This is a genomic window from Stutzerimonas stutzeri, assembly GCF_013522825.1.
Classification (GTDB): Bacteria; Pseudomonadota; Gammaproteobacteria; order Pseudomonadales; family Pseudomonadaceae; genus Stutzerimonas; species Stutzerimonas stutzeri_AK.
Genome location: NZ_JAAMQZ010000002.1, coordinates 1 through 24,443, shown reverse-complemented (window position 1 = coordinate 24,443; position 24,443 = coordinate 1). Strand labels below are relative to the sequence as shown.

Sequence of the window (24,443 nt, the reverse complement as noted above, 5' to 3'; positions counted from 1 at the left end):
CCCGCAGAATTCGGAAAAAATCGTACGCTAAGGTTTTCCGGGCAGCCTTAGCGGCCGAAACTTCCCGTCCTCCAGCCTGCGGCTCTGCCGCCAGACATAATCGCCGGTCAGGTTGATGTGCTCCCACCCCAGCGGCGACAGGTACTGCAGCAGCTCGCCATCCACCGACTTCCCCGCTTCGCCCATCGCCTGGGTGGCGCGTTCCAAGTACACCGTGTTCCACAGCACGATGGCGGCCGTCACCAGGTTGAGACCGCTGGCCCGGTAGCGCTGCTGCTCGAAGCTCCGATCCCTGATTTCGCCGAGGCGGTTGAAGAACACCGCCCTGGCCAGGGAGTTGCGCGCCTCGCCCTTGTTCAGTCCGGCATGCACGCGGCGACGTAGCTCTACGCTTTGCAGCCAGTCGAGGATGAACAGTGTGCGCTCAATCCGGCCCAGTTCGCGCAAGGCCACGGCCAGACCGTTCTGGCGCGGGTAGCTGCCGAGCTTGCGCAGCATCAGCGAGGCAGTGACGGTGCCCTGCTTGATCGAGCTGGCCAGGCGCAGGATGTCGTCCCAGTGGGCGCGGACATGCTTGATGTTCAGGGTGCCGCCAACCATTGGGCGCAATGTCGGGTAGTCCTGGACGCTATTCGGAACATACAGCTTGGTTTCGCCGAGGTCGCGGATGCGCGGTGCGAAGCGGAAGCCCAGCAGGTGCATCAGGGCGAAGACGTGATCGGTGAAGCCAGCCGTGTCGGTGTAGTGCTCCTCAATCCGTAGGTCGGACTCGTGGTACAGCAAGCCGTCGAGCACATAGGTGGAATCGCGCACGCCGACATTCACCACGCGGGTGCTGAACGGTGCGTACTGGTCGGAGATATGGGTGTAGAACAGCCGCCCCGGCTCGCTGCCGTACTTCGGGTTGACGTGCCCGGTGCTTTCGCCCCGACCGCCCGCCCGGAAGCGCTGGCCATCGGAAGAAGAGGTCGTGCCGTCGCCCCAGTGAGCGGCGAAGGTATGACGGTACTGGTGGTTGACCAGCTCGGCTAGGGCCGCCGAGTAGGTTTCGTCTCGGATGTGCCAGGCTTGCAGCCAGGACAGCTTGGCGTAGGTCAGGCCGGGGCTCGACTCGGCCATCTTGGTCAGCCCGAGGTTGATCGCATCGCCCAGGATCGCTGCCAGCAGCAATGTCCGGTCTTTGGCCTCGGCACCGTCCTTCAGGTGGGTGAAGTGGCGGCTGAAGCCCGTCCAGTCGTCCACGTCCATCAGCAGTTCGGTGATCTTGATGCGCGGCAGCAACTGGCTGGTCTGGTCGATCAGCGCCTGCGCGGTATTGGGCACCGCGGAATCCAGTGGGGTGATCTTCAGCCCCGACTCGGTGAGGATGGCATCGGGCAGCTCGTTGTCCTTGGCCAGGCGGGTGACGGTGGCCAGCTGCTCGTCCAGCAGCTGCAAGCGCTCTTCCAGGTACTGGTTCCTGTTCGGGTTGATCGCCAGGGGCAGAGCCTGCGCATGCTTGAGCGCGGCGAACCTCTCTGCCGGCAGCAGGTAGTCGTCGAAGTCGCGGAACTGCCGCGAGCCCTTGACCCAGATGTCGCCGGAGCGCAGCGCGTTCTTCAGCTCTGACAGGGCGCAGATTTCGTAGAAGCGCCGGTCGAGGCCTTCCGGGGTTATCACTAGCGGCCTCCAGCGCTGCTTGATGAAGGCGGTGGGCGCATCGGCCGGCACCTTGCGCAGGTTGTCGGCGTTCATCTCGCGCAGGGTCTGCACGGCCGCCAGCACGCCTTGCGCAGCCGGGGCGGCGCGCAGTTCCAGCACCTCCAACAAGGCTGGCGTATAGCGGCGCAGGGTGGCGAAGTTCTCTCCAACCAGGTGCAGATGGTCGAAGCCCTCCGGCCGGGCCAGCAGCTCGGCCTCGCTGACGCTCTCGGTGAACTCGTCCCAGGGAATCACCGCCTCGATGGCGGCGTAGGGATCGCTGCCGCTTTCCTTGGCCTCCAGCAGGGCCTGGCCGATCTTGGAGTACAGGCGCACCTTGTCGTTGATCGCCTTGCCTTGCTTCTGGAACTGCTGCTGATGCTTGTGCTTCGCGCCGCTGAACAGCTTGACCAGGATGCGGTCGTGCAGATCGACCAGCTCATCAATCACGGTCGCCGTACTCTCCAGCACCACGGCGGCCAGGGTCGCGTAGCGCCGCTGCGGCTCGAACTTACAGAGGTCTTTGGGCGTCATCTGCCCACCCTCGCGGGCCAGCTTGAGCAGGCGGTTCTGGTGGATGTGCCGGCCCAGAGCTTCGGGCAAATCCACCAGCTGAAATGTCTTCAGCCGCTCGATGTGTTCGAGCATGTGCCGGGAGTTCGGTTTTAGTGGGGCCTGCCGCAACCAGGTCAACCAGGTGATGCTGCTGCCGGCCTTGAGCTTCAACAGCTCGTCCAGTTTGGCCCGATGCGAGTCCGTGAGTGGTTCGACCAGGGCGCGGTAGACCCGGCGATTGGCCCGCGCAATGGCTTCCGAGCAGGCCCGGTCAATCACGCTCAGCGCCGGCAGGATGCGCCGCTTCTGCCGCAGACTCTCCAGCGCCTGGCCGGCCAGCAGCAAACCCTTGTCGGTCTGCTGGGCCAACTCGGTCAGCTCGCGCACCAGGGCGCGGAAGTCGGACAGGCCGAACGGGGCCAGTTGTAGGTAGGTGCGCAGTTCCTGGGCGTGCTCGCGGCGAGTCACGTCGCGTTCGCCGTATTTCGCCCAACTCGTTGGGTCGGCCTGAACTTGCTTGGCCACCCACTGGATGACCGGCTCGGGCAACTCGCTGTCGCTGCCCAGCGCATAGCCTGGATATCGCAGCAGGCTGAGCTGCACCGCGAAGCCCAGGCGGTTGGCGTCGCCGCGCCGCTGGCGGATCAGCGACAGGTCGGAGTCGTTGAAGGTGTAGTAGCGGATCAGGTCATCCTGGCTTTCCGGCAACGCGAGCAGGGTATCCCGCTCCGTAGCCGAGAGGATCAAGCGACGCGGCATGTATCAATCGTCCGTGCGTAGGTACTGGTAGAGAGTTTCCCGGCTGATGTTGAACTCGCGGGCAAGCTGCGCTTTGGGCTCGCCGGCCGACGCCCGCTGTCGCAGGGTAGCAGCCTGCTCGTCGGACAGGGCCTTCTTGCGGCCCCGGTACGCGCCGCGCTGCTTGGCCAGGGCGATGCCCTCCCGTTGCCGCTCACGGATCAGGGCGCGCTCGAACTCGGCGAAGGCCCCCATCACCGACAGCATCAGGTTGGCCATCGGCGAGTCATCGCCGGTGAACACCAGGCCCTCTTTCAGGAACTCGATACGCACGCCGCGCTGGGTCAGCTTCTGCACCAGGCGTCGCAAGTCATCGAGGTTACGGGCCAGGCGATCCATGCTGTGCACCACAACGGTGTCGCCCTCGCGGACGAAGCCGAGCATGGCCTCCAGCTGGGGACGCTGGGTGTCCCTGCCCGAGGCTTTGTCGGTGAACAGCTTGCCGACCTCAACTTGCTCAAGTTGTCGTTCCGGATTCTGATCGTAACTGCTGACCCGGACATAACCGATGCGTTGTCCCTGCAAGATGCCTCCATGGGCTGTAGGGCTTACGTTGGTTTTTGGTTCCATTGCGCCCGAAGCCTTGAATTTGTCAGGCTGAAATCTATGACCTTGGCAAGCATGTGTCAAAGAATGTGAAAGCGGATTCTATTCTGACGGCGCGGTGCGGCCTTGCCTGACATCCAGTTAGGGTATAGCTCAGGCTGACATCCAAACAGGACGCCCTAGTCCGGGGGTGACTCGCAGAAATTGCCCTCTTCCTGTAGACTGTTGCGGCCATTGAGTTACTAAAGACACTCGATAAGACCTCATGCTTACCCTGCAAAACATGATCTGGCTGCCTACGCCGCCATAGCGCTTCGCCCCCCGCATCATCTGTGACTGCTTGCTCTGCCAGCGGTCGCGTTCTGCTGTGCTTTAGGTTTTAACACCCGCCACAGCTCCTCTACATCCGACAATTTGACCTCGTATCGACCAGCTGCACATGGCCTGCGCCATGCTGTTCTGCGCGATCCATTGCCTTGGGAATTCTGATGCTCCACTCGTTAAAACAAACCTGGTTATCCAACATCCGTGGCGACATCCTCGCCGGTATTGTGGTCGCACTGGCCCTAATCCCTGAAGCCATCGCCTTCTCGATCATTGCCGGCGTCGACCCCAAGGTCGGCCTGTACGCCTCTTTCTGTATCGCCGTGGTTATCGCCTTTGTCGGTGGTCGCCCCGGAATGATCTCGGCCGCAACCGGTGCAATGGCACTGCTGATGGTGACCCTGGTCAAGAACCATGGTCTTGAATATCTGCTGGCCGCCACGCTGCTATGTGGCGTGCTACAAATCGCTGCTGGCTACCTGAAGCTCGGATCGCTGATGCGCTTCGTCTCGCGCTCGGTGGTGACCGGTTTCGTCAATGCACTGGCGATCCTGATTTTCATGGCTCAGCTGCCCGAGCTGACCAATGTCACCTGGCACGTCTACGCCATGACAGCCGCAGGCCTCGGCATCATCTATCTGTTCCCCTATGTCCCCAAGATCGGCAAGCTCATCCCATCGCCGCTGGTGTGCATCATCGTGCTGACCGCCGTCGCCATGTCGGTTGGGCTGGATATCCGCACGGTCGGTGATATGGGTGAACTGCCGGATACGCTACCGATCTTCCTCTGGCCTGACGTGCCGCTGACATTCGAGACGCTGGCCATCATCTTCCCTTATTCGGCAGCACTGGCTGTGGTCGGTCTGTTGGAATCGATGATGACCGCGACCATTGTCGACGACCTGACCGACACCTCCAGTGACAAGAACCGCGAGTGCAAGGGTCAAGGCGTGGCCAACATTGCTTCGGGCCTAATCGGCGGTATGGCAGGTTGCGCGATGATTGGTCAGTCGATCATCAACGTTAAATCCGGCGGTCGTTCTCGTCTGTCCTCCCTGGCCGCAGGCGTATTCCTGCTACTGATGGTGGTATTCCTCGGCGACTGGCTGAAGCAGATCCCGATGGCTGCGCTGGTGGCAGTGATGATCATGGTGTCCATCGGCACCTTCAGTTGGGATTCGCTGCGCAACCTGAAGAAGCACCCGTTGTCGACCAACATTGTCATGGTCGTCACCGTGGTGGTCGTGGTCGCCACCCACAACCTTGCCTTCGGCGTGTTGGCCGGCGTACTGCTGGCCGCGATGTTCTTCGCCAACAAGGTTGGCCATTACATGGCGATCAGCTCTTTGCTGGACGAAGCCGGCGAGCATCGTAGCTATAACGTCACCGGCCAGGTGTTCTTCAGCTCGGCAGACAAGTTCGTCGCGGCCTTCGACTTCAAAGAAGCCCTAAACAAGGTAACCATCGACCTGAACCGTGCTCACTTCTGGGATATCACCGCCGTTGCCGCTTTGGACAAAGTGGTCATCAAATTCCGCCGCGAAGGCACCGAAGTTGAAGTGCTGGGCCTCAACGAAGCGAGCGCCACTATCGTGGATCGCTTCGGTGTTCACGATAAACCCGACGCCATTGATCAACTCATGGGCCACTAAGAAGGAGAACAACAATGACCCAAGTAATTGCCTGTATAGACGCTTCCGCCTCGGCTCCAGCCGTGTGCGACTACGCGGCCTGGGCCAGTCTGAGCCTGGAAGCCCCGCTGACCTTCCTGCATGTGCTGGATCAGCGCCAGTACCCGGTTACGGCCGATCTGAGTGGCAATATCGGCCTTGGCAGCCGCGAGCATCTGCTCGATGAGCTTGCTTCCCTGGATGAACAGCGTGGCAAGTTGGCCCTTGAACAAGGGCGGATCATGCTTGCGGCCGCAAAAGAGCGGGCCATTAAGGATGGCGTGGCCGCGCCGGAGTCCAAGCAACGTCATGGCGATCTGCTGGAAAGCCTGCAAGAGCTGCAAACCGAAACGCGCCTGCTGGTCATCGGTCGCCAGGGCGAATCTAGCGGTGGTCTGAGTCAGCATGTCGGAAGCCAGCTGGAGAGCGTGATCCGTATCATGCACCGACCGATTCTGGTCACCCCGGCCAACTTCCAAAAGCCTGAGAGCGCGATGCTCGCCTTCGATGGCGGCGCTACTACCCGCAAGGGTGTGGAGATGCTGGCGGCCAGCCCCCTGCTGAAGGGGCTGCCGATCCACCTGGTCATGGTTGGGCCCGTGAGCGACGAATCGTCGGCGCAGCTGGACTGGGCGCAGAAAGTGCTGCTCAACGCCGGATTCACTGTTCGCGCCGAGGCCCTGAACGGCGAGATAGAGCCTACCCTCCACGCCTATCAGAAAGAGCATGGCATTGATCTGCTGGTGATGGGGGCCTATGGCCATTCACGTATCCGGCAGTTCCTGGTCGGTAGCACCACGACCAGCATGCTCCGCACCACCACCAGTCCGTTGTTACTGCTGCGTTAATGTCCATGGACGACGCCCTGGATCTTGCCCATTTCAAGACCCTGCTGGAACAGCGGGCTGCCGAGCTGGATCAATTGCTGGAAGACGCTGAGTCTCGCTCGCAATCGGTAGAGCTGGATCAAAGCAAGGTAGGGCGTCTGTCGAGAATTGATGCACTCCAGCAGCAAGCAATGATGGCTGGTGTAACCAATGCGGCGAGTTGATCGCCTCGGGCCGTCTGGAGTTCGATCCGGCCACGCCATTGTGCATCACCTGTGCGAGTCGCACCGAGTCGGATTGAAATCGTCACGACTCGTGGCGTCAGCCCAAATAACGAGGCTCCTAATGTATTTGATGGCTAAAAACTGGCTGAGCCGAACACGGAAAGCAAGCGCTTGGATGTGGGCACTGCTGTGCCTTGTGTTGCTCACCGTATTCCAAGTCCGCACCCATCACCTTGATGATCGTTTGTACTTCTGGATAAAGACCAGCTGGCACACCGACGATTGGCAGGAGCGCTCTGTGTGGCTGCCTGGCTATCGGGTTGAACTGGATGCTAAGGCGGTCCCCGGTGTGGACAACAATCTTTCGGGTCTGACCTTTGACCCTGACCTAAACCTGCTGTGGGCAGTCACCAACGGCCCAAACGAACTATTGGCCCTTAGTCGTGACGGTGATGTGGAAAGGCGTTACAACCTGGATGGCTTCCACGATGTGGAGGCGGTCTCCTATGCCGGCAACGGCCAGCTGGTAATCGCCGAGGAGCGCCGGCAGAGCCTGGTTATTGTGGATGTCCCCATCGCCGAAGACGGTAAGCTTTCTCCCGATCGTTCATTGAGCCGGGACCAGTATCCAGCTCTGACCCTGGCGCTTGGCAAGGAGGACAACAAAGGCCTTGAAGGGCTCGCCTACGACCTGAAAGGTGATCGCTTGTTTGTGACCAAGGAGCGTGACCCTCGCCAATTGCTGGAAGTGGGCGGCCTTCGTGCCAGCCTGGCAGGAGGTTTTTCCCTGCACGTGCGCGACCTGTCCAACTTGGTAAAGGACAAGGTATTTGCCACTGACTTGTCTTCGGTCGTCTTCGACCAACAGAGTGGCCATCTCATACTGCTCAGCGACGAGTCGAAACTGCTGATTGAAATGACCGATGAGGGCAAGGTGGTGAGTTTCCGTTCCTTGGCGAGGGGTTTTGCTGGTTTGCTGAAAGGCATACCCCAGGCCGAAGGCGTAACCATCGATGATGAAGGGTATTTGTACGTGGTCAGTGAGCCAAACCTGTTCTATCGCTTTACCCGTGAACCAGATTGACCAGCCAACAAGCTACTGTCGGGCGTGGTCGGGACACTTGAGCTGTTAGCGTACGATTTTTTCCGAATTCTGCGGGCTCCCCTTTTTTCATAAACTGAGACTCGCCTTCTGCGGTCAGCAGCCCATGTAACAGGGTCGCATCCTTTACCGAGAGATTTCCGCTGAAAACCCCCGATACAGCAGCTATCTCATTTACTTCAGAAATATCATTTCCGCCGAGAAGTAATTCGGTTCTCATACGGTTGAGTTCGGCGTTTCCAGTCGCAATCCTGGAAAGCTTGGAATCAAGGGCAGGCTCGGTGCCAGGGATGCCGATTGTAGTGCGAATGAGCGATTTTGACGTGTCGACCTCCTTTGTCGATGGCAAAAGATTGGCAACAACTCCTGACCAGTCCTTGATGATGGTTTGATCAATGCTGAATGTATATTGAGTGCAGGACGGCGTAACCAGAGAGTTAAATCTGTTTTTATCTGGTGCCCCAGTGAGAAATGGAGGTACTGTATTTTGAAGAACCAAAAATGCATCTGCGCAAGTCGCGTTTCCTGGCCATTTCCCTTCTCGAATTCTGTAAGTGCGGGCTGCATCGATCAGCGTTTGTGTCTCCTGAGCTGTGATGTTCGCACGTTTCTCATTCAGATCTTCGATCAAGTTAGGCGTGGTGTAGATAACAATAATTGCCATTATTGCTAGGCCAATTGACAGTTCAAGCATCGTGAAACCTGCTTGATTCTTAATTTGAGTCGATTCATGCCGGGAGATATGTTGCCTTGACTGTACCTCTGCATGGCCAGGGCCAAGGTCTAGCTTAGGTCGCATTAGAAAGATATCCAATTGATTGAACCGTGAAAATACTGGATCCAATTAATATGTCATCCCAAAAGACCTACGTTAATTTCTAACATTTTTTAACATATTAACTTTTCGCATGACGCCGCGCGCTTAAATTACCAACTGGTTATAATGTGGTGTTCTCAACGAACTTTAGGAAATGGCTTTCCAGGAATAGAATCCTCGGTTTCGGGCTGAACACGAACATACGCTTGCCGTTTAAGGCTTGATACTCAGCATCATCTACGGAGTTGGCTACCTCTACCCTGAGTGTGACCGGATTGATTGTTATCAGGTGCGCATCGAACAGGCGGTGTAGATCTACCCGCAACAGCAGCCCGTTTCTTACATCATCCGTTTGATCTCCGCGATAGGGAATGATGTGGGCAGCTTCCAGCAGGGTATCCACTCTGCAGCCAGAGATGCAGCACTCCCCTCCGTACCTGGCAAACATGGTCCCCCGAAAATTGGCTTGCCCTGGGCGAATAACTGAAACCTGCGTGCGCACTGTTCGCCGGTCGACCTTGAGCATGGCCAGCTCGACTGATGGCGACGGCGCAGATGCTTCGCTTTCGCTTGGAAGCGAATCCCCAAGCTCCTGTATCAGTTCGTGATCCATCATCAATCGATAGCTGGACTTCTCCAGCTGAGCCGAGTTGAGCGATCGGAGGATGGCCAGTGTTTCTGCAGCAGCCTCAAGTGACGCGAAGCTATCCGGCCTGTTTGCCCAAGCGGACTTAAGCTGCTCCGTGCTGAGGTCTCGAATGTCGCCCAGGCTGAGCAGTGGTACTTCCACAGCCTCTGGCAGGGTATCGATCACCGGGCCCTGCACGTGTGCCGCTTCCAGATCGACCAACACTTTCTGAATTGTCGCTTCTGCCTCGGCGATCGGGGTGAAGATGGCCAATACGTCTGGGTGGTAAAGGTAGGTGGTTGCGCCGGCATAAAACTCATCGTCCCCGATCAACACCCTGTAGAGGGCAAACATCTCGGCCGCAGCTTCTTGTGAGCCACAAGAGTGGGCACGGCTCTCCCAGGCCTGCACGACGTCATCACCCGTAAAGTCGGCTATGTCTTCAACGTCCAGGGCGTACAGGTGCGTAGGAAGCGTTGATAAATCCTCCTCGATGACGGTGTCGGGCCGGGAAGTGATGAGGCTGGAGAAGTTGATTGTCGAGGTGAGGGTTTGAGCGTCGTGGTGAAACGCACGCGAGCCCAGTACGCCCCCGTCGAACCACTGAGCGTATTCTGAGTGGTCTGCTGTACTGGTGCTTTCATCCAGATAGAGAACGTAAGCCACTTTGAATTGAAGCCATGCCTCGTAACCAGCGTATTGGGCGCGGCTCAACCGTCCCGTTGGTTTCTTTGGCTTGGCTTTGGAAGTCGGGGTGGTTTTGCGCCCCCGGGCCAGCGTGGTCATGGGTGATCCGTCACTCGTTAGATGCGCGCTACAAGTGCTGTAGGGCAGATGGCCACGAGTATCGGTGATAACCCTGGGATTGGATAGCCGGCGACAGAGCCCCGGCCATACCAGCCCGGGGTGCATATCAAGTGAGGAAGTGGCTTAGAACGATTGACCGGCAAATGATCCCAGGCGGATCTCGTAGGAGTCCGGTCCATAGTGCTCATCCATCAACGCTTTCAATTGAATAACGTTGTCGTCTTCAATGAAGCGCTGGTACTCCTTCTTGAGCGCTTCGAAATCCCCGTTGCGGACTTTGAAGTCTGCCCAGCGGTCCCCGGCAGGCAGATTACCTGTGCCTGTCATCTCCTGCCCGAACCACCCGCTGGCACAACCGTATGCATAACGACTCGTATTTTCATCTTCCGCTTGAAAGAAGCGTCCAGCCAACGTCTCATCAATTGGTTCGACCAGGTCGTAAAGGCTGGAAGTTTGCTTGCCCTCAACCGTTTGTGGCTCTACGCAGAAGTAGAAGCCGAACGTTACAGAAATTTCCCCAGCCAAGATGCCCCCTCATAATTCAGAATTGGGTGCCACTGCATCCAGTTGATCCAGCGGCACCGGAGATAGCCAGCATGACGCCGGCGCGACGAATGCCCAGTTTAAGCCGCCGCGCTCCGTTGCGCGGATTTCTTGAGCTCGGTGAAGTAGTGGTCAACCACGATTTTCTCGCCGCCAGTAGAGTCTTGCAGCCACATAGCCACTGGCTGGCCATTGGTGGCGGTGTAGCCTTCCCGGACCTGCTCCTCGTCCAGGTCGTCACGGTGATGGCTGATGAATGCCACTTCCGCCGGTCGCTCGGCATAGATGCCGTGCAGTGCGCCACCAGTGACATCTGCCACAAGGCGGACTGGGGCAGTTGCTGCCTCAACCAAGGATTCGAATGCTTCCAGCACCTGACGCACGCTCGCCTCACAGGTCCCGACGTTGAGTTGAATGGCTTCGTCCGGGGTATCAGACAGGAAGCCCACCACGCGCCATACGACACCGGCGTAATGACCAGTTGATAGCATGTGCTCAAGATCGTTGGGGTCGCTGGCCAGCGCGTACAGGGGGCTGTCCAGGGTATCCAGCACGATACTGATGGTCTCGTTAAGTTCGCAGTGAATGAGCGCCAGGCGGGCGGCGTCTTCATCAGTCAGCCTGGTCGCATTGGCAACCAGGGCAAGGATCTCTTCGCGCTGGCGGGCGTCCAAGGGCATGTAGTGCTCGCCGCTGTCGTAGATAACGTGCAGGCAACGCTCCATGGCGAACTTCGTGAATCGCAGACCCGCTGCGGGAATAGTTCGTGGGGTGTTCATCTAGTGGCCCTCTTGTGAGCTCGGTTATGAGTTCTCATCGTGAGGGCAACTATCATGTGCCAGAAGCACGTACACCGCGAGGAGGTGCCGGCAGTCAGCTACTGCTAACCTTGCCCAAGGTGAGGACCACGTTCTGCAGTGCACGGTCGAATGCTTCATCAGCAGCGTCTTCGAGAAGGCTGATGTTTTCAGTGCGATTGAAAGCTACCGGTGCGCCCCCGCTCGCCGAGTAGCGCCAGCGCAGATCATCGCCGTAGACGACTTGCGTGACGGAAGGGTGAATGCTTGCGACGTGGGCCAGGGCCTGTTCGACCAATCCCAAGGTGCGGAATGGATGGTCATCGCCGATGTGCTGCCCAGCACTCGCTGCTACGAACAAGGGGTTCTGCTGCTCAAACCAGTGCCAGACATCGGCGACGTCGTCTCCCTTGTCGAAGTGCAGAAAGGAATTGTCCAGTTCAGCACCATCATCAGTCAGGCATACGGCGCTGAGCACATTCCACAAGGTGCAGAGTTCAGCCAGCGTTCGGAAACCGTTGGTGGCTTTAGTGGCAATTGGGAAAGGGGAAGGGCGGTAGCTGATGTTACCTTGCATGATGACCTCGATGGTGTCCGCTGGATGATGGACACATTGTGAGGTCGCTCTGAGTGTGCCAGAACCTACGGCACACTCTGTATTTCCAGCGCTCCCTAAGACCAATCCGGATGGTCGGGATCGATCAGAGCACGTCCCGGCACAATCATTTCTTTTCCGGTGTCGATGCGGGCAACAACCCAGTTGCCACGTCCGCCGTAGTCAGTGGGTGATTTGGTGCGGACAAGGTTGCCGCTCTTAGTGAACCGATACGTTGTTTCGGGTTGAATTTGCATTGGGTTCTCCTCAGTACGCGTTAAGTGGATTCTAGCCCGGTACCGCGCTCGACATCTCGGAATTCGACGATAACAATAGTTGCCGAATACCGGCGCTGGTGGGCCAGCGGTCAGAGTTTCAACTTGGGGCGGTGGAGCGCTCTGCTGCCTTGGCGAAGAAGGCCTGCATCTCCTCTGTTGCATTGTCGCGGTGATGCCAGATCGCCGCAGTCTTGCCGGCATTGTCCTTGAACCACTGTGCCTGTTCGCTGACACTTCCATTGCTTTCATCCTCGTGGTCGAAGCACACAACGATGGCCTCGACAGGTTGTTGGCTATGTATGCCCACCAAGCCGCCATCGGAGAGTTCCACTACCACACGAGTTGGGGAGGGTGCAGGTGCTGGCGAAAGAAGCGACTGGAAAGCGCCCAGGGCTGCCCGCACGCCTGCTTCGTCATTACCGCTGTTCAGCTGCAAGGCATCGCCAGGACGGTTGGAGAGGTAGCCCACAACGCGCCACACGACGCCTCCATACGAACCTTCTGAGAAGATGTGCGAGTAATCGTCGGATTCTGCATTGGCAGCCCGCTGGTAGAGCTCCCCATCGATGGTGTCCATAGCCGCGTAGGAAGCGCCACCAATTTCAATGGTGATGAGATTCAAACGCTGGTGGTCTCCGATGCTCAACGATCCATCCAGGGCAATCGGCGCTAGAATGTCTTCACACTGCCGAGGGTCAATCGGCAGGCAATGTTCGCCGTCCTCAGTCACGATACGAATGCAGCGCTCGATGTCGAACTTGACGAAGCGCAGGCCTGCGGCCGAAGTCAGGGTGGATTTCATTGGTTGTACTCATGAGTCATTGGACTAGATGATCACATGCTGATGCCATTTTCGTTGTGGCAGAACCTCAGGCTTTCACCGCAAATGAACTAAATTGTTGGGCTCGGATTTATCCTTGCAGTTATTGGATTGCCTGGGTCAAAAACGCCGTGCTACAAGGCTGTTCGATTCAGAAGGTAGATTTGAGTGAGCAATCTTTTAGAAAGTAGATCCATGTACGAAATCGGGCTTGATGGTTCACCAGAAGGCTCGGCTTCAAACACCAGGCGCGGGAATCGTAGTGGCCGTATAGCTCCGACCAATGCTGAGGTCTTCGACTTTGAATCATGTGAGATTGTGAGTGAAACCGCTTTGCGTCATGCCTTGATGACGCGCAGTTCAGTAGCTTTGGATTACATCGCAGATGTGGTGCCGGATCTAGCAACCCATGCGGAGGTCTGCTCCCACGTCATCAACACGTTACCCCGCGCTCCAGATGCGATCACCTTTCTTACTGAAATCAAGCGCCGCTGCCTGATAAAAAATGTCTATACCCATTCGATATTCATGCAGGCCGCTTTTCTGCATGGGTCTGTAAGGGTCAGAGTCAAAGACTCGACGGAGAAAGGGGCCAAACAAGCAGCTCATATTGCATTTGTGAAGCAGCTTTGCGAGAGAGTGTTGGCCGGTGATGAGTTTCAAACGCCCGGGAAAAGTCCCGTCCAGCATCCAATTGAACAGTCGTGCCCAACGGCATTTATCTAATCTTCATCTGAGTATTCGCAAGCTTGAGTTCCCCCGAACATCCCTGAGTCTGGGGTGGGTCTGAATAAACTCGCCCGTCTCTACCAATCCCTCAGCTTAGGGCGAATTCCTCACTGAGGATTTAAAGGCGAGTCCAAGTGCAGGTCACAAAAAGCCCGGACAGTGCCGGGCTCACTCATTTGAAGCAACGCTTGCAGCGCTTTGACGTTTTTACCAACTCAGGATCCCGATCTATCCCTGGAACAGCTACGCTGCCGCACTTTGAGCTGTAAATATGCGATTCCTGTCCCGTCCCGCCTGAAAGCACCTCGTGGAAGAAACGGTGAATCAGATAGCTATTGCCGGATGAAGCCATGGCCACGGTGTATTCGCGTTGCTGTGTCGTAATCATAAACTCACTCAGGGTCTGTGATGAGCATCCGGCCTGGCACCGCTGGCGCGGTTTGAATTTCGGCCAGACCTTTGGCAGTTCTGAATCCGATCTCGGTCACTGAGACCGGGTATTTAATTCCGCCATCCGGATTCAACACCACGAGGCCAAACTTGCGGAGCTCGCTGAGCGTTGCTTGATCCAGGTCGGACGCGCCGTTGATCAGGTCTTGCAGTTTCTCGCTCGCTACCGCACCCAGTTCAACCGCCCACTCACGGCCGTCGCGGCTGTAGTGGAAAGCGAATGACTCGGGCCTGGCTTCGATTGCGAGGAGCTTCAAACCTGGGCGTTCAGTGGTTGCGGGATTGTTCACGAATACACTCCGAAGTTTATGCGCGGTGGCCATGATCGGCATTGTAACTGGCCACCGCACGATCGACCTGAATTCAGCCTGCCAGGAAACTCAATTGCTCCATGGGTGCTTGCTGCGGGGTAGGCTTTGCCGCGGGCTTGGCGTCGATGACCCAAGTCGTGTTTGCGGCAGGGAACTGGGTGAGGGAGTAGATCTCGTCCTGACCTTGCGGCATAGCGAAGTGGATTTCTTTACCAACAGAGCTGTGTTCAACCTTCGCCAACAAGCGCTCAATGGTCCGCTGCTTGTAGTCTTCGACCTTCACGGTCGTGTCGACGATAACCCTTACGCCGGTGGCAGGCATCGGCTCTGCGTTTTCCACCGAGGCTCGGAGTGCCTGAATGCGTTTGCGGTAGCTGCCTGGCTCCTTAACCTCTGCTTCCCAAAGCGAGGCTACGAACTGGGCAACGATGCTGTATGCCCAGCCCTCACAGCGCCACTGTCCGTCACTGCCCATCATCAGGACGTTGTCATTGTCCCGGACCTGCATGCAGCGCGGCGATGTAACGTCGTATGCCTTGGCCTTCTGAGGCTTGTAGCCCAGGCTTTCGTCACGCGGGTTGCTCAGTGGGATGTTGTAGCTCTGAATAACCCGGTGTGCGCCTAGAGTCATGCCGTCATACAAGGTGCCCAAGAGGTTGCTGTCCGCGTACAGGGAAAGCTCTACGGATTCGCCGGCCTCAAGCGCCGCGACCTGTGTCCCATAGCCCTGTGCTTGCATCGCGGGCTTGGAGTCGTTGAACGCGCTCATGGTCAGCGGAGAATTCCACTCTTTTCCAGCTTTAAGGATGATGTCCAGGTTGGCCATCGCGACAGGGTTGGCCATCTCTGCTAGCCAGCCCGCGATATAGCTCTCAGGCGTGATTGTCCGTCCGCCAGCACCTACCAGCGATTGGCCTTCGCAGGCCGAGGCAGAACGAAAGATCGCGCGAATCATCTGCGATGACGATCCAATTGCCCGGGCGCTCCAGCGAGGGGTGTGGGGGTAGCAGTTCGATTCGTAGGTTTGCTCAAACATGACATAGCAAGGCTGGCCGTCTTGACCGCGGAATGCGCCAATCAGTTTGCCGGTGGTAACGGTTGAACTCATGTTTGATACTCCTGAATGTGTTTAGAACCTGTGTTTCGATAGGGTCAGTATCAGGGTGCTTTGCGTGTGCCAGAACCGCCCAAGCAGCGACGTTCGGGTTCAACAGCACTACTTGGAACCTGCTCTGAGGAGTCGAATGCACCTGCTCGTGCCGGACAACAAAAAGCCCGGCATATGCCGGGCCTTGTGAAGGACTCTGTGTGTTAAAGCCCCATGAGTCGGAGGCGAAAGTCTCCCCACACTGTCCATCGAGTAAGGAACGAAGCGATCGCACCTAGTGCAACGATGATAAGTGCGCTGATCACAAAGTTAGTAGAAATGCCCTGAGGCGGGGTGGGGAGCTGGGGATTCGATCCCTGAATGCACAAGACGTAGCCCAGCCCATAAACGACTACCAGCGCGGCACAAAAGGCTCGATCTGCTGCTTTGCGGTAGTACAGCTCATAAACAAGCCCGCCCGAGCATTGGAAAACCCATACGAGCAGGGTCATCCCCAGGAGATATTGACCAATTGTTTCTGGCAGGACATGCACGAGAGTAACCATGCCTCCGATCAAATACATGTTAAAGCCAGTGAAGGCTGCCACGATGAGCTGGCGTCGTGGAGGAGGCTTCGGGGTACCAAGCGTAGGTGAATATTCAGTCATGTCTCTTCCAGATATTGCCCAGGACAAGCTATCAATTTACCTCAGAACAACGGGTCCTCATTGAAAACCCCCTTGCGGGTTTTTATGGGTATATGCCTTATGGCATGACAACGTCTGTGCTTGGGTACGCCGCTTCCGGTGCCACACTCAATTCAACTGGCACACTGACCCAGTCCCCGAACTTTGTGACAACGACGGCACGGCAAAGCGCTACGAGTTCATTGCGCGCAGGCTCAGTGGTGTATTGTTCGCCGCCGCTGTAGTAGATGTTTGCAATCCAGCGCTCGGAGTTCTCAGTGCCTTCGGCCCCGTAGTGAGCCTCTGGATTGAGCGCCACCTGGTATTCGCGCAGCAACGGGCCGGCATGAGCCCAGTCTGCGCTCGGCTTGAACAGGCTCAAGCCCCGCGAGGTAACGCGATAGGCTCGTGTGAGGTTCTGGTATTGGGGGCACTCTATCTGAACCTTGATCCCGGCCGCTTGAGCAACCGCCCAGTCCAGGGCTGGACCGTCCAGTTCCTCAAGATAGATTCGTACGAAACCCGAAAGTGCTTGGGACTGGTCGGGCAGGATGGGAGCGTGGGCGGTCATTTCGGTGTCCTCGGCTGGAATCAATACCTCTATGCTGCCTTGATTGGCGGTGTGCCAGAAGCCGAAACATCGCCGACATTTCCATCGTTCCAGGTTTAGGGTTCGCCCGGTTAGTTGGGGTCGACGACTTTCTTGGCTTGTTCCAGCAGCTCACGCACGCGCTGAATTTCTTTGGCGCTATGCGGCGTGCCGCCCGCGTTCAAGTCGAGGTATTGCGTTAGCAGTTGCTCGCGGCTGGTGAAGTCATAGACAGCGACCTTCACGTAGAACTTCCGTGCGCTGTACGCCGTGCCCATCAACTCCTTAGCAGTGAACCCGAATGGCTTCACGTTGCCTTTGACGAACTCGGTGATTGCAGTAAAGCGTTGCAGTCCGTCAACGCATTGCAGTCCAGGCGGGAGATCGGTATCTGCTTTGGCGATTTCGTTCCAGCTAGCGCTATTGAACTGGATCAGCAAACCGCTGACAGGTACAACGCCGCGCAGACAGTTTTCGATGTAGTGGGCTTGCTGATCGTGTGTCCAAACATGCCCGCGCTGGAAGTCCGGGATCATCTCCAATCCACCATAATCTTCACCGAGACCACTCAATGCGCGCTCCAAGCCATCCCAGCGGTAGTCCGCTGACCAGCGTGCGGTGCGCAGTGGATTGATGAGTTTATTCAGTTGCTGCTCGAATTCGCTGATCTGACGTGCCATTGCTGTAATCCGTATTCAGGGACAACCAGTGTCCGTACTTTTGTGGGGCCAGTATGTCGGTGGTAGCCAGGCTTACACCATCTCAACCTGTACGCGGAAGGTCCGGTCTTTGTCATGCAGATCCAGTCGGGATTTGATCACGCCAGATTCCAGGCTGGTCTTGTGCGCAAACGCGGTTGTCGCATCGAAGAAGTAGGCTTCTTCTACCTCAAGAAGCTCCCGCCCATCGAATGACGTCTGCACCACGCAGAAGACGAATTGACTATCGATCGGGGCGTCCGGGTAGAACTTGAAGAGATCGATGCTCGAGCTGTGCGCCTTGCCGTCTTTGCAGACAGTGAATTCGATCTGCTCTTTCGTAAAGCGGGCGTCTTGGTGGTAGCCGGTTACAGACACAAGGTAGGGCTGGTCGTTCATGTATCCCATAAACAAAGTCTGGCCAACGGATGGGCGATAGTCCGGGATGTGGGCGCTCATGGATATTTCCTTTCTGAAGGGTCGCATTTGATTGGCCTCATATTCGTAGAGGATTCGGTGTGCCAGAAGCCCCCATCTCGTTGAAAATGACGGATTGGCATGGCCCGAATCCCAGCTATGAGCTATGAGCTATGAGCTATGAGCTATGAGCTATGAGCTGAGAACTGGGTATTCGGTTTCGCAAATTGGGTCTGACGAACTGAATCGCTAGCCACCGGTGTTAGGCCGCAAGCCCCAGGTCTTCACACTCCTCACGCCATCCCGCCCAGAGATCTGCTTCAATCGACGCATAGGTGTCGTGAATGTCCTGGCAGTACGCGCGGTGGGCTTCCTCCTCCAACATTTCCTGGTTGCACTCGTAGGCATCAATGCATTCCTCTGCCGTGTCGACCGGCGACTCTCCATGTGACCATTGGTGCATCACTGTGCGGTAATGCCCTTGGCGAATGTGTGCAACCGTACCGACACGAGCGTCCATGAGTTGAGCGATAGCCATATCGACCGCAGCAAGCCAGCTTGTGTAAGAGAAGTGTTCATGTGGCTCAGGTTGCAACCAACTGGCTGAGAGCCTGCCAATCGATCCGCTCTTAACGTTGGTTTCATGCAGTTCTGTATAGAGCTCGTGAGCAAGGCTGTATTGGTCTGCCAGCTCAGGGATGTCTTGAAGCAAGACTGGCACGCAGGGGCCATAGTGGCGGTAGGTCAGAACATCATTCGACGCAAGATCGTGCACCGCGTTGTAGGCAACCTCCAAGGCGGCTTCGGTTTGAGCCTCGCACCCTTCGATGCCAGCAAAAGCAGCGACATTGATCCAGAGCAAGCGGGCGGCGAGGGCTTCTTGAAATGCTGGGTTCATGGTTGAGGCTCCGAGTCTGTTTGGACAGTGGAACCATCATCAGGGCGTACTAAGTGTGCCAGAACCTCCCAAGGGGAAAATAAGGCTGCCGCCCCAACGTTTGGAATGCACGCCTAATCGAACCTCCAATACCTCAGGTGGGGTACCAATGCGGTCGTTATCCAGCCCAGGGAATGGTGTGCTGGGGTCGCTTGATCCTTGGTCGATCTGTATCGTCATCGCCCATTGACACTGATTCGCCGGAGCAAGTACCAATGCACGAGTACATAGACGCTTTCAAGGTAGCCATGGTGCGGACCGATGCGATTGCAGGTGGATTGTCGAACTACCCGCTGAGGATCACTCCAGGGTTGAAGATCGACATACCTCAGATTGTTGATGCGATCGCTCGTGACTTCTCGGAGTTTCTCCCGCATACCGACGTGCTGCCAGGGAAATGCTTCAGAGTCGCCCGTGAGCTGTCATACATCCTGCTTGAGTTGGGTGTCCGGCATACCGTCACTGTTGGAGACATCGAGCTGGTTGATGGCCTCTATGTGGGCCTTGACCTAGAGCAGCTGCAGCGCGACGTCGCCGGGGGCTATGGGTTGGACTTTCAGGATGGGCGTCCTGTAGGCCGGCCGATAAATGCTCATGCCTGGATCACCTTGGAAAATGGGTGTGTCATTGACACCACTATCCTTCCTTCTCAGCATCGCAAAAGCCAAAACCCATCTGAGCTTCTGAGTTTTGCTGAGTCGGTCTATTTTTCCGGCAAGCAGCACACTCCAGTAGTCCGGCACATGCCGATGATGACCGGGCTTGTGTATCACCAGTTGGTGCTGATAGGGGAGGGTGACGGTGACGCACAGAACTACTGCCAGTGGTCAGAGGATTACGCGAGGTTGATGGGGAGGCTGGACTTGGTCAGGTTGGTGCCGGCACTCAGACCTAACTGATTTCAAAGAACTCAACCCGGGTCTCATTGGCACCGGGTTGGAATTTGATGAGATGGCTCAATTGATAGGCGTAGAAGGCAGCATAGGTGCTTCAAAAAACGGGTGAAGCTCCGTAAAACCCGCATCTCGATAACACTGCCACCAAGCATCTACCTGGTCCTTCACACTCTCGGTCAGCTCCTTGATTCCATTGCGCAGATCTATCGCTAAGAACGCGCATGCCTTGTAAGCGTCTACGGCCTCAAGGTCATCGCGGGAGACTACTGCGCAGGCAGTCAGATGACGTGAACGTACATAGTGAAAAGCACCGGCAGGTATGTCGCCGGCCATGTACTCACTGTGCGCAGCGGCTAGGTTCGCATCGAGGACCGGCATAACACCGATCAAGTTGCTTTTGAGAGATTGAATACTCATGGTCTGACCAGGGTTCATGATTTGAATCCTTGAGACCCAGGCGAGCCCGGGCGTGAGGGTGGGGTGATCAGGCTCAGGCGGCTTGCGGCGGAAGGTCGCTACGTTTGTTTGCGATCCCGATGTTGGATTTGAAGTAATCCATGCACGCTTCAAAGCCTTGCGAGATAAGCGATGCGTAGGCTGCACGGTGATCACCATTGAGGATGTAGAACCCATCCATTTGATCACGCACTAGCGCAGTGGTGTCGCAGCCATAGATCCACATGTCGTGGTCGTTGAAGCTGACGTAGAACCCTTTACCGTTGATGGTCGAGTTGTACTGCACGACAGGCACCGCCAGTCCCGAAGCGAGTGTGATGGTGTGGGCGGTAGCCATATTGAATTCCTTGCATGAGATGAATTTGATATGGCCATCTTGTTGCCACTTACCCTGTGCCAGAACCCTCTTTACGAAAAAAGAGCCGCATGGGCCCCTTTTTTGTTGGACGGCAACTAACTCCGTTGGCCAGCCCGATCATCTGCGCCTCGTGACCAACCGCGGGCGTACAATCGGTCTTCCCAGGTCGAATCCGGATTGGGGAAGGCTGGCCCCGGGTCTCCCTTCTGGCCTGCTTCACGTCCACGCTGATACGGCGTCTTCTCGTCCGCGGGGCCCAAAAGCGCTGCTAACTTACTCATAATTCCTACCTTGAATAGCCGGGGCCGGCCAGTACAGCCAGTTGGTTGGGATTCAGAGTGGGGATTTCAGCTGCTCAACCCGAGCCTTTTGTTCCAGGTCCATGCACTGGCGGACCTGCTTGGCCGTCGCCTTGCCCTGAGCCCACCAGTTTCGCAGTGATTTCATTGTTCTTTCTTCAGCCTTGCTCATGATCTCTCCACACTCTTGGAAGTTAATGAGGGCAATATTGAGGCGTTCGCAAGCGTGCCAGAAGCATGCTTATGGAGGATCCACGAACCCGGCCGGGGGTATTGTGAATTGCAGGCACAAAAAAAGCCGCCCGTCAGGGCAGCTCTTTGGAAATCAATGATGCTTGTCAGCCAGCGAGGCGGCCAACGGGCTCGAAATCACGGCCTTTGGACATTGCTACGTCCAGAAAACGGCTGGCTTTCACGGAACGATTAGCAAGGACCGCACGAGCTTCTGCTTGGAAGCGTGCTGCCATCATTGGTTTCGGTTCGTGCTTTGGCTTCTGCATAGACACCTCTCGGGTATCGGGATTTAGGTGGATAGTATTACTGCTCAATAGAGATGACAAGCCGGTCCGTCGGATCGAAGGCGAACCCCAGGCTCTCATAGACCGGGATAGCACCTGCTGCAGGCTCCTGGACCTCGATCTCCGTACAACCGATCATAAGGGCGTAGTTCTCGATTGCGGTCAGCGCCAGCGCAGCCACGGCACCTCGTAGGGGGTGCGACTTGTCTGGCTTGCCCTCGAGAATCACGATCTTGATGCAGATCTTGCTCTTTCTAGGTGTGGCGTAGCAGAGCCCACAGAGCTCCTGACCAAACCATAGCGAAAGATCGAAGCCGCGCGTGTCGTCCTGCTTCCAATGATGCATTAGCACCGCAACCAGAAACATACTATTTCCTCTGATTCCTCTGAGAATTGGGCTGGACTTATCCAAAATAATTACTAGTGTTGATGCTAGATCCGCATAACAAATACTAAATACTATGAGGCTCGAGAGCGATGGCCTACGTAGCAAAGGTAAATGTAAGGTATCGAAACGACGAGACGGGCCGTGAGATCCAGCTTCCAGGTCTGCTGACGCAGGGAGGGGTTTTGGTATCGCACCTAAGATACCTAGCAGATCAGCAAACCAAGAGCGCCTCCTGGAGGGAGCGGAGCGCGTTCGCGGTAAAACTTTTAATCAAGTACATCAACGCGAACAAAGATCGATTTCAGGACACAACAGATCTGTTATCTGCGTTCGCTCAATCTATCGAGTTAGGGACGATCAATACCAGTTCACTGTTAGACCCCAGTGGTTTGTACTGGATGCCCAGAAAACCTGATGATTTCCGAACGCTTCTATTTCATCTGACCAAGTACACAGACTGGCTAGCCAAACAGCCAGAGTACAACACAAAGCGCGCAAACCCATTCCACAAGGCGAACACTGAAGAGGAGAGGATGAATTGGTGCGCATATTACAATAAAGAAGCCAAGGTATTCTTATCCCACTTGAGCGATCCTGATGAGGCGAAGAGGCGGAATGAGAAAGTAAGAGGTGTTCGCACGAGTAGGACTCCGAAGTCAAGCGGTCGTATTACGAAGAAATTTCCTGAAAAGGAGATTAATAATTTACTGATCAATGGCTGGGTGCGTCGATGCGAAGATCCAGATGCAGTAAAACATGCATTCATAGATTATAAGGGGCGCGCTCTTACTTTGTTAATGCATTACGGTGGTGTTAGGAAAAGTGAGGCATTTCAGCTCTATCTGCAAGATATCATCGTCGATCGTAAACGGGGTGAAGCTCTAGTCAGGATATATCACCCTGCATTTGGAGCATCTCCCGATAAACAGTATGGTTCTCGAAGAGAATATCTAGCGCGTCGATATCGGTTAATGCCTAGAACCGATTATCCAAAATCCAAGGCACTGCATGCTGGTTGGAAAGCGCCATTACTAAATGACTCTACTGAAGGTTTTTTTCAGGTGCACTTCTCGCCCGTTGCGATGGCAAAAGAATTTCTTTATACGTTTGAACGCTATTTGAGCTGTCAGAGGGTGGATGCGCCAGTTGGATCAGAGCACCCCTATGCGTTTACAAATAGCAAAGGCGAGCCTGAAACTTTGAAAAATTTTTCCCGTCAGCATAAGAATGCTGTCAACCGTATTGGCTTAGAGCATGAAAAAAAATTTGGAACTACTGAGCATGGTCATAGGCATGCTTATGGATTTCGTTTGCATGCGTACGGGTTATCCCAGATAGAAATTCAGAAGGCGATGCATCATAAAGACCCAGATTCCTGCTTGGTTTATATGCATCAAACAGAAGAAGAGTTGAGAGCCAGCTTTGAACATGCTGAGAAAGTTGCTAGTGGTCTCTTTTCCTGATGTGTAAACAGTAATGTTTACTGCAAGCTTAATTCGTAGGGGCGTGCCGTGTACAAGAAAAATAAATATTTTCTGAGTTATGCGGAAGCATCGGAAGCTGTTAAGGCGATGGGGGTGACGGATACGCGAGCTTATTATAAAAGGTATAAGGAGATTCCAGGGTTGCCGTGGAGTCCAGCCAAATTTTATAAGGGTGAGTATAAAGGGTGGGATGCTTTCAGTGGTATAGCAAATTATGGTGCTGTTGCTGAGGCAGGGGAAGCCGTTAACCGATTGGGTATCAAAACGTTTGATGAATATTGCTCGCGTTATAAGGAGGATCCGAGGCTACCATCTAATCCTCGTCAATTTTACGGGGAAGCATATCTAGGGTTCTCAGCATGGATCGGTCGGATTAAGCCGGTTCGATACCCTACAATGGGTATGGCTTCCGAAGCAGCCGTTCGATTAGGATTAAAATCATGTTGCGACTATAAAGCGCGATATAAAGAAGATCCTTTGCTGCCTAGTAATCCTAATAAATTTTACTCCGGTGAATGGAAAGGTTGGCCGTTTTTTATAAAGGTTAAAAATATAAAAAAAGGTAAGGGTAAGTATGAGACTTACGAAGGGTTCATGTCGGCGGTGCGTAGAATTGGCATTAATAGTCGGGTTGAATATATAACTCGCCATAAGGAAGATTCAAAGTTGCCAGCGCATCCGGAGACGGTTTATGAAAAATATTGGATTAGTTGGCAAGAAGTATTTGGAAGTGATTCTTGTGTTGTGCGGTGCTCGACTTGGCAAGAAGCCAAGTCTGTTGCTGCGCAATATAGATTCTCCACCAGTGTAGAGTATCAGAATGGTTGCTCGGTTGATGCTCGGTTGCCAAAGTGGCCTAAAGAAAAATATAAAGATTTTCCGGGTTGGATAAACTTTTTGTTGCCGGAAAATTACATTTGCTTAGACGATGTGCGATGCGCTGTGAAGGTTTTGGGTATCAGCAGTAGTGTCAAATACAAAAGTGCTCGTAAAAAATATCCGTCCTGAATTCAACACATAAGTGCAACGCTCACCCCTGTATGCACTTCGTACGGCGTCTTCCAGCCCAAGCGCTTGCGCGGGCGTAGATTGATCCTCGCTACTGTCCGATTGACGGCTTCGACGGTCA

28 protein-coding genes and 2 pseudogenes are annotated in these 24,443 nt (G+C 55.6%); 8 read left to right on the top strand and 22 right to left on the bottom strand.

All coding sequences use genetic code 11. The features are described 5' to 3' along the window. Positions 1 to 27: 27 nt before the first annotated feature. Both G7020_RS01600 and G7020_RS01595 read right to left on the bottom strand, forming a co-directional pair. Positions 28 to 2,994 (bottom strand): Tn3 family transposase, encoded by a 2,967-nt coding sequence (locus tag G7020_RS01600; RefSeq protein ID WP_019486346.1) that lies wholly within the window; start codon positions 2,992 to 2,994, stop codon positions 28 to 30. 3 nt (positions 2,995 to 2,997) lie between these two features. Beyond that, positions 2,998 to 3,558, bottom strand: a complete 561-nt coding sequence (locus G7020_RS01595; protein ID WP_011645023.1) for a recombinase family protein — start codon at positions 3,556 to 3,558, stop codon at positions 2,998 to 3,000. A gap of 509 nt (positions 3,559 to 4,067) precedes the next feature. On the opposite strand from G7020_RS01595, the gene G7020_RS01590 reads away from it, so the two are divergent. The 4 genes and pseudogenes from G7020_RS01590 to G7020_RS01575 all read left to right on the top strand — a co-directional run bounded on the left by G7020_RS01590 (position 4,068) and on the right by G7020_RS01575 (position 7,708). Beyond that, positions 4,068 to 5,555, top strand: coding sequence for a SulP family inorganic anion transporter (locus G7020_RS01590; RefSeq protein ID WP_011645024.1), 1,488 nt, complete (start codon positions 4,068 to 4,070; stop codon positions 5,553 to 5,555). Positions 5,556 to 5,569: 14 nt separating this feature from the next. Beyond that, positions 5,570 to 6,421, top strand: coding sequence for a universal stress protein (locus tag G7020_RS01585; protein WP_011645025.1), 852 nt, complete (start codon positions 5,570 to 5,572; stop codon positions 6,419 to 6,421). Beyond that, positions 6,421 to 6,701, top strand: a pseudogene (locus G7020_RS01580) (TraR/DksA family transcriptional regulator). The gene G7020_RS01585 and the pseudogene G7020_RS01580 overlap by 1 nt, the downstream one beginning before the upstream one ends. Before the next feature lie 44 nt (positions 6,702 to 6,745). After that, positions 6,746 to 7,708, top strand: a complete 963-nt coding sequence (locus G7020_RS01575; protein ID WP_011645027.1) for an SdiA-regulated domain-containing protein — start codon at positions 6,746 to 6,748, stop codon at positions 7,706 to 7,708. On the opposite strand, the gene G7020_RS01570 is transcribed toward G7020_RS01575, so the two are convergent. The 7 genes from G7020_RS01570 to G7020_RS01540 form a co-directional block, all read right to left on the bottom strand. Next, the gene (locus tag G7020_RS01570) at positions 7,689 to 8,525 is read right to left on the bottom strand and encodes a prepilin-type N-terminal cleavage/methylation domain-containing protein (protein ID WP_258189224.1); all 837 of its coding nucleotides are present in this window, start codon (positions 8,523 to 8,525) and stop codon (positions 7,689 to 7,691) included. The genes G7020_RS01575 and G7020_RS01570 overlap by 20 nt on opposite strands. A gap of 139 nt (positions 8,526 to 8,664) precedes the next feature. Then, positions 8,665 to 9,957 (bottom strand): HNH endonuclease, encoded by a 1,293-nt coding sequence (locus G7020_RS01565; protein ID WP_169904040.1) that lies wholly within the window; start codon positions 9,955 to 9,957, stop codon positions 8,665 to 8,667. Positions 9,958 to 10,101: 144 nt separating this feature from the next. Then, positions 10,102 to 10,503: a hypothetical protein gene (locus G7020_RS01560; protein WP_169904039.1), complete on the bottom strand. Its 402-nt coding sequence runs from the start codon at positions 10,501 to 10,503 to the stop codon at positions 10,102 to 10,104. A 98-nt stretch (positions 10,504 to 10,601) separates the two neighbouring features. Continuing rightward, the gene (locus G7020_RS01555) at positions 10,602 to 11,300 is read right to left on the bottom strand and encodes a hypothetical protein (RefSeq protein WP_169904038.1); all 699 of its coding nucleotides are present in this window, start codon (positions 11,298 to 11,300) and stop codon (positions 10,602 to 10,604) included. Positions 11,301 to 11,394: 94 nt separating this feature from the next. After that, positions 11,395 to 11,895, bottom strand: a complete 501-nt coding sequence (locus tag G7020_RS01550) for a hypothetical protein (RefSeq protein ID WP_169904037.1) — start codon at positions 11,893 to 11,895, stop codon at positions 11,395 to 11,397. Positions 11,896 to 11,990: 95 nt separating this feature from the next. Then, positions 11,991 to 12,170: a hypothetical protein gene (locus G7020_RS01545; RefSeq protein WP_116827117.1), complete on the bottom strand. Its 180-nt coding sequence runs from the start codon at positions 12,168 to 12,170 to the stop codon at positions 11,991 to 11,993. A 118-nt stretch (positions 12,171 to 12,288) separates the two neighbouring features. Then, positions 12,289 to 12,993 (bottom strand): hypothetical protein, encoded by a 705-nt coding sequence (locus G7020_RS01540; protein ID WP_169904036.1) that lies wholly within the window; start codon positions 12,991 to 12,993, stop codon positions 12,289 to 12,291. A 186-nt stretch (positions 12,994 to 13,179) separates the two neighbouring features. On the opposite strand from G7020_RS01540, the gene G7020_RS01535 reads away from it, so the two are divergent. Next, positions 13,180 to 13,737: a hypothetical protein gene (locus G7020_RS01535; protein ID WP_169904035.1), complete on the top strand. Its 558-nt coding sequence runs from the start codon at positions 13,180 to 13,182 to the stop codon at positions 13,735 to 13,737. A 175-nt stretch (positions 13,738 to 13,912) separates the two neighbouring features. Here the strand turns inward: G7020_RS01535 and G7020_RS01530 are convergent, their stop codons facing one another. The 8 genes from G7020_RS01530 to G7020_RS01495 all read right to left on the bottom strand — a co-directional run bounded on the left by G7020_RS01530 (position 13,913) and on the right by G7020_RS01495 (position 18,876). Further along, on the bottom strand, positions 13,913 to 14,128 hold the full coding sequence (locus G7020_RS01530) for a hypothetical protein (protein ID WP_181082271.1): 216 nt from the start codon (positions 14,126 to 14,128) through the stop codon (positions 13,913 to 13,915). Positions 14,129 to 14,132: 4 nt separating this feature from the next. Next, positions 14,133 to 14,480 carry a hypothetical protein gene (locus G7020_RS01525; protein WP_169904034.1) on the bottom strand — a complete coding sequence of 116 codons (348 nt, stop codon included), beginning with the start codon at positions 14,478 to 14,480 and terminating at the stop codon, positions 14,133 to 14,135. A 73-nt stretch (positions 14,481 to 14,553) separates the two neighbouring features. After that, complete coding sequence (locus G7020_RS01520) at positions 14,554 to 15,609, bottom strand: hypothetical protein (protein ID WP_181082270.1); 1,056 nt, start codon at positions 15,607 to 15,609, stop codon at positions 14,554 to 14,556. Positions 15,610 to 15,812: 203 nt separating this feature from the next. Then, positions 15,813 to 16,256, bottom strand: coding sequence for a hypothetical protein (locus G7020_RS01515; RefSeq protein WP_181082269.1), 444 nt, complete (start codon positions 16,254 to 16,256; stop codon positions 15,813 to 15,815). Between the two features lie 97 nt (positions 16,257 to 16,353). Continuing rightward, on the bottom strand, positions 16,354 to 16,845 hold the full coding sequence (locus tag G7020_RS01510) for a phage protein NinX family protein (protein ID WP_169904030.1): 492 nt from the start codon (positions 16,843 to 16,845) through the stop codon (positions 16,354 to 16,356). A 110-nt stretch (positions 16,846 to 16,955) separates the two neighbouring features. Then, on the bottom strand, positions 16,956 to 17,543 hold the full coding sequence (locus G7020_RS01505; RefSeq protein WP_169904029.1) for a DUF262 domain-containing protein: 588 nt from the start codon (positions 17,541 to 17,543) through the stop codon (positions 16,956 to 16,958). Between the two features lie 72 nt (positions 17,544 to 17,615). Next, complete coding sequence (locus tag G7020_RS01500) at positions 17,616 to 18,020, bottom strand: hypothetical protein (RefSeq protein WP_169904028.1); 405 nt, start codon at positions 18,018 to 18,020, stop codon at positions 17,616 to 17,618. Between the two features lie 220 nt (positions 18,021 to 18,240). Further along, positions 18,241 to 18,876 carry a hypothetical protein gene (locus G7020_RS01495; RefSeq protein ID WP_181082268.1) on the bottom strand — a complete coding sequence of 212 codons (636 nt, stop codon included), beginning with the start codon at positions 18,874 to 18,876 and terminating at the stop codon, positions 18,241 to 18,243. Positions 18,877 to 19,130: 254 nt separating this feature from the next. Here G7020_RS01495 and G7020_RS01490 point away from each other — a divergent pair, with 254 nt between their 5' ends. After that, positions 19,131 to 19,814 (top strand): hypothetical protein, encoded by a 684-nt coding sequence (locus G7020_RS01490; protein ID WP_169904026.1) that lies wholly within the window; start codon positions 19,131 to 19,133, stop codon positions 19,812 to 19,814. 57 nt (positions 19,815 to 19,871) lie between these two features. Here the strand turns inward: G7020_RS01490 and G7020_RS01485 are convergent, their stop codons facing one another. From G7020_RS01485 to G7020_RS01470, 4 genes are all read right to left on the bottom strand, one after another. Continuing rightward, a complete protein-coding gene (locus G7020_RS01485; RefSeq protein ID WP_169904025.1) occupies positions 19,872 to 20,246 on the bottom strand; it encodes a hypothetical protein in 375 nt (124 codons plus the stop codon). 55 nt (positions 20,247 to 20,301) lie between these two features. After that, positions 20,302 to 20,604 (bottom strand): hypothetical protein, encoded by a 303-nt coding sequence (locus G7020_RS01480; RefSeq protein WP_169904024.1) that lies wholly within the window; start codon positions 20,602 to 20,604, stop codon positions 20,302 to 20,304. Positions 20,605 to 20,958: 354 nt separating this feature from the next. Continuing rightward, positions 20,959 to 21,096 (bottom strand): hypothetical protein, encoded by a 138-nt coding sequence (locus G7020_RS01475; RefSeq protein WP_169904023.1) that lies wholly within the window; start codon positions 21,094 to 21,096, stop codon positions 20,959 to 20,961. Positions 21,097 to 21,461: 365 nt separating this feature from the next. Beyond that, the gene (locus G7020_RS01470) at positions 21,462 to 21,809 is read right to left on the bottom strand and encodes a hypothetical protein (protein WP_336509692.1); all 348 of its coding nucleotides are present in this window, start codon (positions 21,807 to 21,809) and stop codon (positions 21,462 to 21,464) included. Between the two features lie 110 nt (positions 21,810 to 21,919). On the opposite strand from G7020_RS01470, the gene gmtY reads away from it, so the two are divergent. Next, positions 21,920 to 23,293: a gamma-mobile-trio recombinase GmtY gene (gene gmtY, locus G7020_RS01465; RefSeq protein WP_181082267.1), complete on the top strand. Its 1,374-nt coding sequence runs from the start codon at positions 21,920 to 21,922 to the stop codon at positions 23,291 to 23,293. Between the two features lie 48 nt (positions 23,294 to 23,341). Then, positions 23,342 to 24,322 carry an integrase repeat-containing protein gene (locus G7020_RS01460; protein WP_181082266.1) on the top strand — a complete coding sequence of 327 codons (981 nt, stop codon included), beginning with the start codon at positions 23,342 to 23,344 and terminating at the stop codon, positions 24,320 to 24,322. Positions 24,323 to 24,324: 2 nt separating this feature from the next. Here the strand turns inward: G7020_RS01460 and G7020_RS01455 are convergent. Beyond that, positions 24,325 to 24,443, bottom strand: a pseudogene (locus G7020_RS01455) (IS30 family transposase); the annotation flags it as partial.

Bases quoted from the DNA above. Each gene is read 5' to 3' on its own strand.
- G7020_RS01600 (WP_019486346.1), bottom strand. From the start codon at position 2,994: ATGCCGCGTCGCTTGATCCTCTCGGCTACGGAGCGGGATACCCTGCTC.
- G7020_RS01590 (WP_011645024.1), top strand. From the start codon at position 4,068: ATGCTCCACTCGTTAAAACAAACCTGGTTATCCAACATCCGTGGCGAC.
- G7020_RS01585 (WP_011645025.1), top strand. From the start codon at position 5,570: ATGACCCAAGTAATTGCCTGTATAGACGCTTCCGCCTCGGCTCCAGCC.
- G7020_RS01575 (WP_011645027.1), top strand. From the start codon at position 6,746: ATGTATTTGATGGCTAAAAACTGGCTGAGCCGAACACGGAAAGCAAGC.
- G7020_RS01570 (WP_258189224.1), bottom strand. From the start codon at position 8,525: ATGCGACCTAAGCTAGACCTTGGCCCTGGCCATGCAGAGGTACAGTCA.
- G7020_RS01565 (WP_169904040.1), bottom strand. From the start codon at position 9,957: ATGACCACGCTGGCCCGGGGGCGCAAAACCACCCCGACTTCCAAAGCC.
- G7020_RS01555 (WP_169904038.1), bottom strand. From the start codon at position 11,300: ATGAACACCCCACGAACTATTCCCGCAGCGGGTCTGCGATTCACGAAG.
- G7020_RS01550 (WP_169904037.1), bottom strand. From the start codon at position 11,895: ATGCAAGGTAACATCAGCTACCGCCCTTCCCCTTTCCCAATTGCCACT.
- G7020_RS01545 (WP_116827117.1), bottom strand. From the start codon at position 12,170: ATGCAAATTCAACCCGAAACAACGTATCGGTTCACTAAGAGCGGCAAC.
- G7020_RS01540 (WP_169904036.1), bottom strand. From the start codon at position 12,993: ATGAAATCCACCCTGACTTCGGCCGCAGGCCTGCGCTTCGTCAAGTTC.
- G7020_RS01530 (WP_181082271.1), bottom strand. From the start codon at position 14,128: ATGATTACGACACAGCAACGCGAATACACCGTGGCCATGGCTTCATCC.
- G7020_RS01520 (WP_181082270.1), bottom strand. From the start codon at position 15,609: ATGAGTTCAACCGTTACCACCGGCAAACTGATTGGCGCATTCCGCGGT.
- G7020_RS01515 (WP_181082269.1), bottom strand. From the start codon at position 16,256: ATGACTGAATATTCACCTACGCTTGGTACCCCGAAGCCTCCTCCACGA.
- G7020_RS01510 (WP_169904030.1), bottom strand. From the start codon at position 16,845: ATGACCGCCCACGCTCCCATCCTGCCCGACCAGTCCCAAGCACTTTCG.
- G7020_RS01505 (WP_169904029.1), bottom strand. From the start codon at position 17,543: ATGGCACGTCAGATCAGCGAATTCGAGCAGCAACTGAATAAACTCATC.
- G7020_RS01500 (WP_169904028.1), bottom strand. From the start codon at position 18,020: ATGAGCGCCCACATCCCGGACTATCGCCCATCCGTTGGCCAGACTTTG.
- G7020_RS01495 (WP_181082268.1), bottom strand. From the start codon at position 18,876: ATGAACCCAGCATTTCAAGAAGCCCTCGCCGCCCGCTTGCTCTGGATC.
- G7020_RS01490 (WP_169904026.1), top strand. From the start codon at position 19,131: ATGCACGAGTACATAGACGCTTTCAAGGTAGCCATGGTGCGGACCGAT.
- G7020_RS01485 (WP_169904025.1), bottom strand. From the start codon at position 20,246: ATGAACCCTGGTCAGACCATGAGTATTCAATCTCTCAAAAGCAACTTG.
- G7020_RS01480 (WP_169904024.1), bottom strand. From the start codon at position 20,604: ATGGCTACCGCCCACACCATCACACTCGCTTCGGGACTGGCGGTGCCT.
- G7020_RS01475 (WP_169904023.1), bottom strand. From the start codon at position 21,096: ATGAGCAAGGCTGAAGAAAGAACAATGAAATCACTGCGAAACTGGTGG.
- G7020_RS01470 (WP_336509692.1), bottom strand. From the start codon at position 21,809: ATGTTTCTGGTTGCGGTGCTAATGCATCATTGGAAGCAGGACGACACG.
- gmtY (WP_181082267.1), top strand. From the start codon at position 21,920: ATGGCCTACGTAGCAAAGGTAAATGTAAGGTATCGAAACGACGAGACG.